16 protein-coding genes and 2 tRNA genes are annotated in these 13,245 nt (G+C 65.7%); 3 read left to right on the top strand and 15 right to left on the bottom strand.

Translation table 11 applies throughout. The annotated features are described in order from the left end of the window. Positions 1–46: 46 nt before the first annotated feature. Positions 47–190, top strand: a complete 144-nt coding sequence (locus KZX42_RS00290; protein WP_248116005.1) for a hypothetical protein — start codon at positions 47–49, stop codon at positions 188–190. Here the strand turns inward: KZX42_RS00290 and KZX42_RS00285 are convergent, their stop codons facing one another. Both KZX42_RS00285 and KZX42_RS00280 read right to left on the bottom strand, forming a co-directional pair. Further along, positions 191–688: a hypothetical protein gene (locus tag KZX42_RS00285; RefSeq protein WP_248116003.1), complete on the bottom strand. Its 498-nt coding sequence runs from the start codon at positions 686–688 to the stop codon at positions 191–193. Beyond that, entirely contained in the window at positions 685–1,638 is a 954-nt protein-coding gene (locus KZX42_RS00280; protein ID WP_248116001.1) for a M20/M25/M40 family metallo-hydrolase, read from the bottom strand. The genes KZX42_RS00285 and KZX42_RS00280 overlap by 4 nt, the downstream gene beginning before the upstream one ends. Positions 1,639–1,748: 110 nt before the next feature. Between KZX42_RS00280 and ligA the strand changes: the two genes are divergently transcribed. Together ligA and KZX42_RS00270 are read left to right on the top strand one after the other, a co-directional pair. After that, positions 1,749–4,079, top strand: coding sequence for an NAD-dependent DNA ligase LigA (ligA, locus tag KZX42_RS00275; RefSeq protein ID WP_248115999.1), 2,331 nt, complete (start codon positions 1,749–1,751; stop codon positions 4,077–4,079). 175 nt (positions 4,080–4,254) lie between these two features. Then, the gene (locus tag KZX42_RS00270) at positions 4,255–4,677 is read left to right on the top strand and encodes a DUF2147 domain-containing protein (RefSeq protein ID WP_248115997.1); all 423 of its coding nucleotides are present in this window, start codon (positions 4,255–4,257) and stop codon (positions 4,675–4,677) included. Positions 4,678–4,751: 74 nt separating this feature from the next. Here KZX42_RS00270 and KZX42_RS00265 read toward each other — a convergent pair whose 3' ends face one another. The 13 genes from KZX42_RS00265 to murA all read right to left on the bottom strand — a co-directional run bounded on the left by KZX42_RS00265 (position 4,752) and on the right by murA (position 13,155). After that, positions 4,752–5,738 carry an aldo/keto reductase gene (locus KZX42_RS00265; protein ID WP_248115995.1) on the bottom strand — a complete coding sequence of 329 codons (987 nt, stop codon included), beginning with the start codon at positions 5,736–5,738 and terminating at the stop codon, positions 4,752–4,754. A gap of 97 nt (positions 5,739–5,835) precedes the next feature. Beyond that, positions 5,836–5,912, bottom strand: a tRNA-His gene (locus KZX42_RS00260). A 153-nt stretch (positions 5,913–6,065) separates the two neighbouring features. Next, on the bottom strand, positions 6,066–6,785 hold the full coding sequence (locus KZX42_RS17175) for an energy transducer TonB (RefSeq protein WP_282438737.1): 720 nt from the start codon (positions 6,783–6,785) through the stop codon (positions 6,066–6,068). Positions 6,786–6,799: 14 nt separating this feature from the next. After that, complete coding sequence (locus KZX42_RS00250) at positions 6,800–7,234, bottom strand: biopolymer transporter ExbD (RefSeq protein ID WP_087119214.1); 435 nt, start codon at positions 7,232–7,234, stop codon at positions 6,800–6,802. Between the two features lie 5 nt (positions 7,235–7,239). Then, entirely contained in the window at positions 7,240–8,112 is an 873-nt protein-coding gene (locus KZX42_RS00245; RefSeq protein ID WP_248115993.1) for a MotA/TolQ/ExbB proton channel family protein, read from the bottom strand. A gap of 539 nt (positions 8,113–8,651) precedes the next feature. Next, positions 8,652–8,727 (bottom strand) — tRNA-Phe (locus KZX42_RS00240). A gap of 27 nt (positions 8,728–8,754) precedes the next feature. Then, the gene (yacG, locus tag KZX42_RS00235; protein ID WP_248115991.1) at positions 8,755–8,955 is read right to left on the bottom strand and encodes a DNA gyrase inhibitor YacG; all 201 of its coding nucleotides are present in this window, start codon (positions 8,953–8,955) and stop codon (positions 8,755–8,757) included. Positions 8,956–8,958: 3 nt separating this feature from the next. Then, positions 8,959–9,993 carry a ribonuclease E/G gene (locus KZX42_RS00230; RefSeq protein ID WP_248115989.1) on the bottom strand — a complete coding sequence of 345 codons (1,035 nt, stop codon included), beginning with the start codon at positions 9,991–9,993 and terminating at the stop codon, positions 8,959–8,961. Continuing rightward, positions 9,990–10,571, bottom strand: coding sequence for a Maf family protein (locus KZX42_RS00225; protein WP_248115986.1), 582 nt, complete (start codon positions 10,569–10,571; stop codon positions 9,990–9,992). The genes KZX42_RS00230 and KZX42_RS00225 overlap by 4 nt, the downstream gene beginning before the upstream one ends. Positions 10,572–10,589: 18 nt before the next feature. Then, a complete protein-coding gene (gene infA, locus KZX42_RS00220) occupies positions 10,590–10,808 on the bottom strand; it encodes a translation initiation factor IF-1 (RefSeq protein WP_008261544.1) in 219 nt (72 codons plus the stop codon). A gap of 103 nt (positions 10,809–10,911) precedes the next feature. After that, positions 10,912–11,379 (bottom strand): UPF0262 family protein, encoded by a 468-nt coding sequence (locus KZX42_RS00215; protein ID WP_248115983.1) that lies wholly within the window; start codon positions 11,377–11,379, stop codon positions 10,912–10,914. Further along, complete coding sequence (locus KZX42_RS00210) at positions 11,376–11,876, bottom strand: DUF2948 family protein (protein ID WP_248115980.1); 501 nt, start codon at positions 11,874–11,876, stop codon at positions 11,376–11,378. The genes KZX42_RS00215 and KZX42_RS00210 overlap by 4 nt, the downstream gene beginning before the upstream one ends. Continuing rightward, positions 11,866–13,155, bottom strand: a complete 1,290-nt coding sequence (gene murA, locus KZX42_RS00205; RefSeq protein ID WP_248115978.1) for a UDP-N-acetylglucosamine 1-carboxyvinyltransferase — start codon at positions 13,153–13,155, stop codon at positions 11,866–11,868. Before murA ends, KZX42_RS00210 begins: the two co-directional genes overlap by 11 nt. Positions 13,156–13,245 lie beyond the last annotated feature (90 nt).

Here is a 13,245-nt window from a genome sequence, read left to right as displayed (position 1 = left end):
GTTGCGAATGCAACCGTCACCCGCCCCTGGCGATCAAAGGCCCTGGATGGGCCAGCGACACGCCCGCGTCCAGTCCGTCGGACCCCGTTTGTCGGGCCGTTTGACGGTAGCGATACTGGCGGGGTTCAGCATCCTGCTCTGGGCGCTGATCGCGGGCGGCGTTTATCTGATCGTCGGCATCCTGCTTTAGTCAGTCGCCGTTCCAGGCCGTCAGAGCGACAGGTGATCGTCGGCCGCCAGCCTGCACGGTTCCTGAAATGACTACGGTCCGATCGCCCAGGTTTCGGCGTGCGGTCGCCAGCGCGCCCTGATCAATGCGCGCTTCAATCTCGACCTGTCCCTGTGGCGTCACGCCGGTCATCCGCACGGCGGCATCCGTTATGCGATAGGTCTCCGGCAGAACCCGCATTTCGCCCTGAGGCCCGTTCAGCATCAAGATCAGGGGCGGCGCGCTGCGATCCCCAGCCTCCCAGGCCGCGAACGCCGTCTCTTGGCCGATGAACAGCGAGGCGACGGCGGATCCAGCGGCTTCAGTTGGCCGGTACTCGCCCGACATATCGCCGCTGAGGTCGTGACGAAACACGGCGGGGTCCCCGCCGCCCTGCGGCCGAGGATGGTCCTCGCGGCGTTCACAGGCGCCGACAGCGACCAGAGCCAGCACAGCAACAGTTGCGAGCAGACGCCTCATCGGTCCAGCGCCTTGTCCAGGGCGTGAAAGCCCGCGATGGCCAGTTCGGTCGCATTGGTGAAGACCGCCGGATCGATCCGCTCGAAGGTGTCGCTGGGCCGGTGGTAATCGGGATGATAGTCGACGCCCATGTAGAGGAACGGCACGCCCGCCGCGTGGAAGGCGGCGTGATCCGACGCCTCGACCCAGTTGTTCTCGCCCGTGTCCTGCGGCGTGTCCTTGCCGAAGGCGAAGGACACCGCCCCTTGCGCCGGGGTCGGCTCCAGTATGCGGCGCAGATCGGGGTGCTGATAGCCGCCCGTGACCCACAGATGTCCATCGGTCTCCGCACGCGCCGTCATGTCGAAGTTCAGGTTCAGGCTGACGGACGACAGCGGCACGGGCGGCGCCTTAACGAACTCCCGCGCGCCCAGAAGCCCCCGCTCCTCTCCGTCCAGGGCCACGATCAGCACGCTGTGCTCCGGCGGATCGGCCTTCAGCCGCCGCGCCAACTCCAGCATCGTCGCCACGCCCGACGCATTGTCGTCCGCGCCGCGATAGATCTGGCCGTCGTTCATGCCGACATGATCGTAGTGAGCCGTCACCACGATATAGCGATCCGCCACGCGCGTTCCGGGGATCAGGCCGACGATGTTGACGCCGCTGAACCGCTTCACGCCCTCGCGCGTACGGCCCGGCGCCTCGAAGGGTTGAAGCCGACCGAAGGATGCGGGCTGAACCCCCATCGCCTCCAGCCGCGACACGATATAGGCCCGCGCCCGCTCTCCGCCCGCCGAGCCCGTATCGCGCCCCTGCATGTCGTCGCCGGACAGGATACGCACATCCTCCAGCAAGGGACTGTTGACGACGGGCGCCGGCGGCGCGCTGGCGACGGTTGCCGGCGGAACCGGGGTGCAGCCGCCGATCAGCAGAGCGGCCAATAGAAGGGAATAGGCGGTCGGGCGGATCATGCGAACTCCGTGAAGGCCGCGCGACCCTAGCGGCAGCCGAACCCCGCGTCAGCCGTTCGTTCGCAGTCACGACGATGCACGCGACCGCCGACAGATGATAAGGCACACGAATGGCCCCGACGAATCCTTCGCTCCCCGCCCCTGAAGACCTGACGCCCGATGCGGCGGCGGACGAACTGGCCTGGCTGGCCGCGGAAATGGCGCGTCACGACGCCCTCTACGCCGAGGCTGCGCCCGAGATTTCCGATGCGGACTATGACGCCCTGCGCGCCCGCAACGCCGCCATCGAGGCCGCCTTTCCCGATCTGATCCGCGCGGATTCGCCGTCGAACAAGGTGGGCGCCGCCGCCTCCAGCCAGTTCGCCGAGGTGCGCCATGGCGTACCCATGCTGTCGCTGGACAACGCCTTCGACGAGGGCGAGGTGCGCGATTTCGTGGCCCGGATCGCCCGCTTCCTGAAACTGCCGGCCGACGAACCCATCGCCTTCGTGGCGGAACCCAAGATCGACGGCCTGTCCGCCAACCTGCTCTATGTCGACGGCAAGCTCAGCGTCGGCGCCACGCGCGGCGACGGCCGCACCGGCGAGGACGTCACCGCCAATCTGAAGACCATTGCGGCGGTGCGCCAGACCCTGGACGGCGACGGCTGGCCCGACAGGATCGAGGTGCGCGGCGAGGTTTACGCCCCCAACGCCGCCTTCGACGCCTTCAATGCGGCGGCCGAGGCCGAGGGACGGCGCACCTACGCCAATCCCCGCAACTTCGCGGCCGGATCGCTGCGACAGAAGGATGCGCGGATCACCGCCAAACGCCCCCTGACCTTTTTCGCCTACGCCTGGGGCGAACACTCCAGCGACTTCGCCGCGACCCAGTGGGAGGCCCTGCAAAAGCTCAGGGCCTGGGGCTTTCCCGTCAACGACCGCTCGCGCCGGGTCGAGGGCGCCGAGGGGCTGATCGCCGTCTATCGGGAGTTGGAGCGCGACCGGGCCGCCCTGGGCTATGACATCGACGGCGTGGTGTACAAGGTCGACCGGCTGGACTGGCAGCGCCGCCTGGGCTTCGTCGCCCGCAGCCCCCGCTGGGCCATCGCCCACAAGTTCCCGGCCCAGCAGGCGACCACGGTGCTGGAGGGCATAGACATCCAGGTGGGCCGCACAGGCTCTCTGACCCCCGTCGCTCGGCTGCACCCGGTGACCGTGGGCGGCGTGGTCGTGCGCAACGCCACCCTGCACAACGAGGATGAAATCCAGCGTCTGGATGTCCGCATTGGCGACACGGTGCGCCTGCAACGCGCCGGCGACGTGATCCCTCAGATTCTCGGCGTCCAATTGGATCAGCGACCGGCCGACGCCGTTCCCTATGTCTTCCCCGATCACTGCCCGGTCTGCGGTTCGGAAGCGGTGCGGGAGGGAGACGAGGTCAAGCGGCGCTGCACCGGCGGGCTGATCTGCGACGCCCAGATCGTGGAGCGGTTGAAGCATTTCGTCGGCCGCCGCGCCTTCGACATCGAGGGGCTGGGCGAAAAGCAGTTGGTCGCCTTCCATGCGCGCGGCTGGATCAAGGAGCCCGCCGACATCTTCCGCCTGGCGCGCGACGCGGATCGGCTGGCCGAGCTGGAGCGGGACGACGGATACGGTGAGACCAGCATCCGCAACCTGGTCGCCGGCATCGAGGCCCGGCGCGTGATCTCGCTGGACCGGTTTTTGTTCGGCATGGGCGTGCGCGACATCGGCGAACAGACCTCCATCGTTCTGGCCCGCGCGTTCGAAAGCTGGTCGGCGCTGAAGGCCGCCTGTCTTCAGGCCGCATCGGGCATTCCATCCCCGGCCTGGCGCGCGCTGGCCGGGGCCCACGCCATCTCGCCGCGCGTCCTGGCCCTGATGGCCGAGGCGACGCCGCCCTCCGCCGATCCCTGGCCAGAAGCCACCCTGGACATGAAGATCGCCCAGGCCTTTCCCGGCATGGCCGCCCCGGCCCGACGCGCGTTGGCGACACTGACCGACGACTGGTCGGGCCTGGTCGAACTGGCCCGCGTAGCCCGCCAGGAAGGCCCCTCCGAAATGCTGAACCAAATCGCCGGCGTCACCGGCGTCGGGCCCGTCGCCGCCGAGGCCCTGGCCCATTTCTTTCACGAGCCTCACAATCTTGAGGTCGTCACCGCCCTCGAGGACGAACTGACCCAGATCGTCGACGCCGAACGGCCCCAGTCCGACACCGCCGTGGCGGGCAAGACCGTGGTCTTCACCGGCGCGCTGGAGCGCTTCACCCGCGACGAGGCCAAGGCTCGCGCCGAAAGCCTGGGGGCCAAGGTTTCAGGCTCTGTATCCAAAAAGACCGACTACCTCGTCGCCGGTCCAGGCGCAGGGTCCAAGCTGAAGGACGCCGAAAAGCACAGTGTCCGGGTGCTGACCGAGGACGAATGGCTGGCGATGATCGACTGACCTTTTCGGAGACCGCGCGCGAACTCGCCGCATCTTCAGCCTAACTTGACCTAAGGTCCGGTTTTCATTGGTTATCCCCGTCGTTTTCAGCCTTGTTTTGAACCGAAAGCAGGATCAACCTGCGGCTCAATGATCGACGCCGATCGATCGAAGACAGGGCAACAAAGGAAACACGATGAAGATCAAGATTTTGATGGCCGCCGCCGCGCTGACCGGCGCGCTCGCCACGCCCGCCCTGGCCGGCGACCCCACGGGCTTGTGGCAGACCCCGACCAATGGCGGGCAGGTTCGCATCGCGCGGTGCGGTCAGGCCCTCTGCGGCACGCTGGTGACGTCTGATCACATCCGCACCGACGGCAACGCCCGCGATGAGCGCAACCGTGACGCCGCTCAGCGGAACCGCACCCTGCGCAACCTGCCCATGTTGACGGGTTTCACCGGTGGGCCGACGGAATGGCGCAATGGCTCGGTCTATAATCCGGCCGACGGCGGCACCTATCGCGGCACCATCACCATGACCAACGACAATACCCTGCGCCTGCGCGGCTGCATCGTCGCTCCGCTATGCAAGACCCAGACCTGGACCCGCATTCAGTAGGTCTCGTCTCCAGACAGACGAAAGGCCCGGCCGGAGCGATCCGACCGGGCCTTTTCATTTCCGATGCCTGGCGCTCAACGATTCAGGGCCGCCCGCGCCGCCTCGGCATAGCGATGCCCGCTGGCCGCGCCCTTGGGGAAGACGGCGTCGATGCGGGCCAGGTCTTCCGGCGACAGCACGAGGTCAACGGCGCCCGCATTCTGCTCCAACGTCGCGATGCGGCGCGTGCCGGGAATGGGGACCAGATCTTCGCCCTGCGCCAACACCCAGGCCAGGGCCAGTTGGGCGGCGGTTACACCCCTATCGGCCGCGATGGCCTTGACCGCCTCGACCAGATCCAGGTTCTTCTGGAAGTTCTCGCCCATGAAGCGGGGATTGCTGCGTCGGAAGTCATCGGCGTCCAGATCATCGACAGACTTGATGTCTCCGGACAGGAAACCGCGTCCCAGCGGGCTGTAGGGCACGAAGCCGATGCCCAGGTCGCGGGTCATGGCGAACAGTTCGTCCTCCGGTTCACGGCTCCACAGCGAATATTCCGTTTGGAGGGCCGTGATCGGATGGGTCGCGTGGGCCTTGCGCAATGTGTCCGGCGCCGCCTCCGAGAGACCCAGGAAACGAACCTTGCCCTCTCTGACCAACTCGGCCATCGCGCCGACGGTCTCTTCGATCGGCGTGTTCGGGTCCACGCGGTGCAGATAGTAGAGATCGACGTGATCGACGCCCAGACGCCGAAGGCTGCCTTCAATGGCGCGCCTGACGTTCGCTGGGCTGCCATCCGTCATCAGGCGGCTGCGATCCTCGTTGTAGTTGATGCCGAACTTGGTCGCGATGAAGGCCTGGTCCCGACGCCCCTTGAGGGCTTGACCGACCAGAACCTCATTCGTGTGCGGCCCATACATTTCGGCCGTGTCGAAAAGGGTGATCCCCAGATCGAGAGCGCGATGAATGACAGACACCGACTGGGCTTCGTCCGCGGCGCCATAAAAGGCGCTCATGCCCATACAGCCCAGGCCGATGGCCGAAACCTCGGGTCCGTTCGGGCCCAGCTTGCGCATCTTCATTCGCGCTCTCCTGACGATGTTGGGGATCGGCCAATGCGCCGATGGTCAGGAGATGGTTGCTGCACCGGCCGGCTTCAAGCCTGACCGCGCTTTGCAATGGTACCGCCTCTCAGGCTTGAACTGAGGACCTCCGGTTCCACAAACCGGCGCTCTAACCAACTGAGCTAAGGCGGCCCGCTCATCGCGAGGCGCGTTCTCTACCGGGCCTGACCGATGCGATCAAGCGACTTCGTGCGATTTCGTCAGGAGATTTCCGTCCACTCCCGACCAAAAGAAAACGCCCCGGAGATCGCTCTCCGAGGCGTTTCGTCTTGATCGCTTTTTGGCTCAACCGAGGTTGAACGGAACCCGCACGCGGAAGGTCGCGTCCTGCGCGGCGCCGTCGACGGTCCGCGGGGACAGTTGTCCACGCTGAACCACGCGAACAGCGGCGCGACCGAAGCCCATGCCGGCGGGCTCTTCCGAGATCACCTGGCAGTTGGCCGGAGACCCGTTGGAGCGCGCGGTGCACTCGACGGTGGCCGATCCGCTGATCTCACGTTCCAGCGCGCGCGCCGGGAAATCGTCAGCCGTGGGACGCGGCTGGCGCGCCCATTGGACGTTCGTGATCGTCGACGGACGGACCGGAGCCGGCGGAGCAGGCGGCGGCGGCGGTCCGGGAATGTTCACGGGCGGACCCGTGTATTCCACCCGGTCTTCCTTCTTCGTCGGCGTGATATTCACCGGCGGAGGCGGCGTGACGTTCGGAACCGGCGCCGGCACGCGCACCTGAAGCTTAGGCGGGGGCGGCTGATCCGTCGGCGGAGGCGGCGGGGGCGGCGGCGGCGGAGGCGGTGGAACCGGCTCGACCAACTCGACCTCGACGGACTCGTCGACGTAATTGAATTCCTTCAGCTTAAACTTCGATTGCTGCAGGAAGAAGATCAGCAAGGCGAACAGGATGGAGACGACCAGCAGGCACACGATCAGCACGGGGTAGGAAACCCCCATGAAGCCCTTGGCCTTTGGTACGTCGTAACGACTGCGATGATATTCGACGTCTGTCATACTATCTCCGCGCTCTAGCTCGTCGCCTGGTCTTCGCCGACCAGTGCAACGCTGTAGAAGCCGTTATCCTGCAGCGCATTCATGACCTGCATGAAATCGCCGTAACGGGTGTTCTGGTCGCCCCGAATGAAGATCCGCTCATCGGCCGGGTTCCGGGATCCGATCTGCTTCAGCAGATCTTCACCCAGGGATCCGACGTCGGTCTTGAAGTCGCCCACATAGACGTCGCCGTCATTCTGGATCGAAATATAGACCGGCTTGGGCGGGTTCGGGGCCGCCTTGGCGACGGCGATTGGCAACTCGACGGGCACCGACACGGAAGCTAGCGGAGCCGCCACCATGAAGATGATGAGCAAGACCAGCATGATATCAACGAAAGGCGTAACGTTGATATCGCTGTTGGCCTCGACCACATTGCCAGCGCCGCCCGATTTAATCTTGGCGGCCATCCGTCTTACGCCCCCTTGTCGAGCTGACGCGAGATGCCGTTCAGCAGCTCAGCGGCGAAGCCGTCGGCGCGCGTGCCGTAACCAGCGATGCGGGTGTTGAAGTAGTTGTAGAACACAACGGCCGGGATAGCGGCGAACAGGCCGATACCCGTGGCCAGCAGGGCTTCGGCGATACCCGGCGCAACGACGGCCAGGTTGGTCGTGTTGGATTCCGCGATGCCGATGAAGGAGTTCATGATGCCGTAAACGGTGCCGAACAGACCGACGAACGGCCCGATGGACCCGACCGACGCCAGGAACTGCTGGCCGCCCGACAGACGCTTGGCCAGACCGGATTGAACGGCGGCGACAGCGGCTTGAGCGCGACCCAGAGCCGAGTCCAGGTGATCGCCGGTGACCGACAGGCCAGACTGACGCGACAGTTCGATTTCCTCGGTGGCGGCGGCGGCCATGTCGGCCAGCGGGTTGCCGTCGAACTCTTCCTGGGTAGCTACGGCGCGCATATCAGCGATGGTGCGAGCGCCGCGGAAGTTCTCGAGGAAGGTGTCCGTCTTGCGGTTCAGCGAACCGAACTCGAACAGTTTGATCAGCAGAAGCGTCCAGGACAGGATCGAGGCCAGAAGCAGGCCGGCCATGACGACCTTAACGACAACCGTGGCTTCCATGAACATGGAGATCGGGGTGATGCCGCCGCCGTGGTGACCGCCGCCAACGGCTTCGTTCACCGTCGCGGGATCGGCCGGGGTAGCGGCGGGGGCCGCAGTCGAGGCAGCCGGGGTCGGCTCGGCCGGGGCCTGGGCCAGAACCGGCGAGCTCGCCATCAGCGCGGCGGCGCCGGCCATGGCGAGAAGGATGTTCGTCTTTTTGCTGTTCAGCATAGTTCGCCAGTTCCTGCTTGGTCTGACTCGTGGAACCAAAGGTGCGGCCATAGTCAGCGACCGCCCCCCAACCTGAAATGTTTCCTTCAGCGCACCCCGTCCCCCTCGAGGATCAAGATCCGCTGAAATCTTTGGTGGAGGCCGATGCGGTCGCCCGCGCCGCCTCCGATGTACGAACCGCCGCAGAGCAACTCCTCGACCGTTCGCATTAACGCCTTCGTCGGAAGGCGTCTCAACCCCTTTGAAGAACCCTTACCGGAGCGTCAAGGGACAAGGACGGCTTTTAACTCCGCAAGAGCGCGAGAGAAAAGTTTCGCCCACGGCACGCATTGAAGCGTTGCCGCGCGACATTTTGATGAAGGGCGCACGTCAGTTAGAGCAAGCTTGTTCCAAAGCGCGATCCCTCGGCTGTTTCTTGCCGGAATTGCACAAATCGCGACGGATCGTCCCTGCCGACTTCGCACCGGCCTTCCGAGATGAAGCGCGAAAGCGTGCTTAAAGCAGGCTGAGCAAGGGGTGGCGATTTGAGAAATAAAGAATGGTGCCTGGAGGCGGGTTCGAACCACCGACACGCGGATTTTCAATCCGCTGCTCTACCAGCTGAGCTATCCAGGCGCCGACGCGGCGTCGCGAGAGGCGGGTCTATAGGGGAGGCTTTTGCGCCTGTCCAGCGCCCAATCCATCGTTTTCGTCATCATCTTCGGCGCCCTCGTCCAAGGCGGCGGGAATGGCGTAGGCGCCGCTGAACCAGCGCTGCAGATCCACCTCGGAACAACGGCGCGAGCAGAAGGGCTTGTACTTGGGATCAGGCTGGGCCTTGCGGCATATGGGGCAGATCGACATCGCTCAGATTTCTTCTATATGGCCACGCCCGGCGGCGATGGCGGCGTCCGGCCGAACACCGGCGCGAGGCCCTAGACGTTCGGCCAGCGGAGCCGCAATGGCCGCTTCCTCAGGCGTGCAACGTGCGACGATGCGGGGCGCGGCCCTGTCGGACAAGAGATGTCGCCGCAGCCTGCGCACCAACGACAGCGCCCGGGTCTGAAGCGAAGGCCGGCCATCGGCGTCCAGAAGCACGTCCTCCAGCGGCGTTTGGCGCCACGGCAAAGATAGCTCCAGCAAGCCGAACCGGCTGACGGGGCCGAACACCGCCTGCGCCTCATGGCCGAAGGCGGCGCGAACCGCCTCGGATTGGGCCGCCGCGTCGCGCCCGTCTCCGATAAGATCGACGATCACCAAGCCGCCCCAACGACGCAGGCCGATCAGGCGCGCCGCCTGGTTCAGCCCTTCCCGATTCGCCGTCGCCCTGGCCTGCTTGGGGTCGCGGCCGGGCGTCGGAGCATGATCGATATCGATGGCGATCAGGGCGCGGGTGCGCTCCAGCGAGAGATCGAGGCCATGCGTCGGAAACTGATGCGTTCGCGCGAGCGCCTCCTCCTCGGCATCAATGACCGCGTCGATGGCGGCGATCCCGGCGACTGATTCCTCGCCAGGCGCGAGCCCGCGCAGCTGGTCAGCGACCCTTGGCGCTTTCTGGATCAGGCGCGGCGCCCCCTCCCCCGGCCCCAGACGTCGAACGACGGCGCCCTTGCCGGATCGCGGTTCCGCTGACACGACGACTTCGAGCCTTTGCCCCTGTGTGAGGCGATCATTGCGATTGAAGGGAAGGAAGGCCGGCGCCCCGGCGCCCAAATCGACGAAGGCGCCGCGGAGGCCGGGACTGACCTCGACAACCCGCCCAATCGAACGGGCGCCGAGTCGCGTCTGCGCCACGTCGCTTTCACGCTGAATCAAAAGATGGGTGAACCGGCCGTTTCGCAGGATCGCGCCGCGCGTCTCGCCCGGCGTTTCGTCGAGGAAGACCTCGACCTGTCCACTCACGGCCGCCAACCGACGCCGTGCAGCAGTTGAACGGCCTCATACAATGGCAGGCCCATCACGGACGGATGGCTGCCGACGATTCGCTGAACGAAGGCGCCGGCCGGCCCCTGGATGCCATAGGCGCCCGCCTTGCCGCGCCAATCTCCGGTGGCGACATAGGTCGCGATCTCGTGGTCGGACAGCGGCTTGAAGGCGACGCGGGTTTCGCTGACGCGCGAGGACAGTTTCCCGTCCCGCACCACGGCGACGCCCGTGAAGACACGGTGATTGCGCCCGGACAGGAGTTTCAGAAAACGGGTCGCCTCCGCCTCATCAGCCGCCTTCTCCAGAAAGCGGCGGCCGACCGCCACCACCGTATCGGCGGCGATGACCACCGCGCCGGGCCGACGCATCGCGACCACCTGCGCCTTGGATGTAGCGAGACGTTCTGCCAGACGCGGCGGAGTTTCGCCTTTCAACGGCGTCTCGTCGATATCGGCAGGATCGATATGGTCGGGTGCAATGCCGACCTGCGCCAGCAATTCGATGCGACGCGGGCTGGACGACGCCAGCACAAGTTCAGGACGGGCCCCAGACACGGAAATGTCGGCCTGCCTTTACTTGAATCGGTAGGTGATGCGACCCTTGGTCAGATCGTAGGGGGTCATTTCGACCAGCACCTTGTCGCCGGCCAGCACGCGGATGCGGTTCTTGCGCATCTTGCCGGCGGTATGGGCGATGATCTCGTGGTCGTTCTCAAGCGTCACGCGGAAGGTGGCGTTCGGCAGCAGTTCGCTGACGGTGCCGGGAAACTCGAGCAGTTCTTCCTTAGCCATGCGGCCTCTCACGCCCGTCTGAAATGCGTTCAACCCCACGCCGGGCGGGCGCGAGGGGCGGAATGGACGGGCCTAATGCCCGAAAACGCAGAGATAGTCGAGGTCAGCCGCGACGGTATAGGGCGCACAGCAGCGTAAACAGCCGCCGCGCGGTCTCGTGATCGACCACAATCTTGCCGTCCAGCCGCGACTTCAGCTGTTCGGCGCCCTCATTGTGTAGACCGCGCCGGCCCATATCGACCGATTCGATCTGGCTGGGCGACGATCCCCGCAACGCCTCGTAATAGCTGTCGCAGATCAGCAGATAGTCCTTCAGCACGCCCTTCAGCGGCGTCAGACTGATGGCGTAGGTGCGCGTGAAATCCTCGCCGTCGATGTCGAACACCAGACGATTGTCCTGGAGCGACAGCTTCAGCCGATACGGGCCGCCCGGTGCACCCTGGGGTTCGAAGCTGTTCTTCTCCACCAGATCGAAGATGGCGACGCGCCGCTCATGCTCAATCTCGGCCGTCGCGGCCGGCAGGGTCGCGGCGTCCAGTTCCACGGAAGCCAGCCTGTGCGGACCGTTCATGCCGCATTCCCCTTGCCCAGCTCCAGGACGTCCAGTTCGTGACCGTCCAGATGAGTCGGGGCGATCCGCGCTGGCCAGCGTTCCGAAATATCCGTGACCACAGCGTCCAGGCATTCAACATCGACCCGCAGGTCGCCGCCGCCAGCGAACATCATGATCACCTTGCCGCCGGGCGTCTCGGTCGGAATGAAGTCCAGCGCCAGCAACTCCAGAGAAGCGTCGGGGCTGCGCGACAGACGACGGCTCTTGACCGCCAGCACGTCTCCGAACTGCATGGCGCACATCACCCGCGTCCCGCCGCATTCCCAGCAGAAGCGGCTGAAGGCGATGGTCAGGGTGCGCGCCTGCTTTTCCCAAACGATATCGACGGGCCGCAGGATGGCGTCCTGCAGCGCGGCGGAAATGATCTGAAGATCGTCGGCGTCCTCCGCCAGCAGGCGCAGCGGCTCCACCGGCGTGCTGGGAACGGGCGGAACCGCGTCGATCTCAGTGCTCATCACCTGTTCCCTTGATGCGTCGGATGTCGGCGCCGCACGCGCCGAGCTTTTCCTCCAAACGCTCGAACCCGCGATCCAGATGATAGACGCGTCCCACCGTGGTTTCACCCTCAGCGACCAGACCCGCGATCACCAGGCACATCGAAGCCCGAAGATCGGTGGCCATCACCTGGGCGCCGTGAAGAACCTCGACGCCTGTCACCTGGGCCTCGCCCGCATGAACGGAAATCTCGGCGCCCAGACGCGCCAGTTCCGGCACGTGCATGAAACGATTCTCGAAGATGGTTTCACGCACCGTGCTGACGCCCTCGGCGGTCGTCATCAGGGCCATGAACTGCGCCTGCAGGTCAGTGGCGAAGCCGGGATAAATGGCAGTCTCGACATCAACGGCCTTCAGCCGCTGCTGGGGATCGCGCTTGATCAGCACCCCGTCAGCGGTGGGCGACACCTCGACGCCCGCCTCGATCATCTTGTCCGTCAAAGACGATATCAATTCGGCGCGCGCCTTGGTTAGGCGCACCTCTCCCCCGGCCATGGCGGCGGCGACGGCGTAGGAACCCATCTCGATCCGGTCGGGAATCACCGACCAGGTCGCGCCGTTTAGGGAAGAGACGCCGGTGATGGTCAGGACATCGGTGTCGATGCCGTCGATCCTGGCGCCCATCGCCGTGAGGCAATGCGCCAGATCACCGATCTCGGGCTCACGCGCCGCGCGACGCAGGACGGTCGTGCCCTGCGCCAGCACCGCCGCCAGCAGGGCGTGCTCGGTCGCCCCCACGGAGACGAAGGGGAATTCGATCTCCGCGCCGCGCAGCCCCGTGGGCGCGCGAGCGGTCACATAACCCTCTTCCAACTCGATCTCGGCGCCCAGGGCCGTCAGAGCCTGCAGGTGAAGGTCCACCGGACGCGCGCCGATGGTGCAGCCGCCCGGCAGCGAGACCTTGGCCTCGCCCGTGCGCGCCAAGAGCGGCCCCAGCACATTGAACGAGGCCCGCATCTGGCGAACCAGATCATAGGGCGCGAAGGTCGAGGTCAGGTCCTTGGCGTGGAATAGGCTCTCCTGCCCGTCGGCCCCGTCGCGCTCGGTCACCTCTACGCCGAACTGACGCAGCAGCTGCCCCAGGAACCGGGTGTCCGCCAGACGCGGCATATTGGTCAGCAGCAAGGGCTGATCCGTGAGGATCGAGGCGGCCATCAGCTTGATGGCGGAGTTCTTGGCGCCGCTGACGGGAATGTCCCCGAAAAGCTGGGCGCCGCCGTGAATGGCGATGCTGTCCATGTGATCCTTAGGCGCACCCGAAGGAAACGCTTCGGGGGGAGGGTTCTGTAGCAAGCCGTCGGGCGCTTGCCAAAGGGCTGGGCGGCGACG

It is taken from the genome of Brevundimonas sp. EYE_349 (assembly GCF_023147505.1).
GTDB lineage: Bacteria > Pseudomonadota > Alphaproteobacteria > Caulobacterales > Caulobacteraceae > Brevundimonas.
Note: the sequence above shows the minus strand (reverse complement) of the source record. Positions and strands in the feature narration are given on the sequence as shown.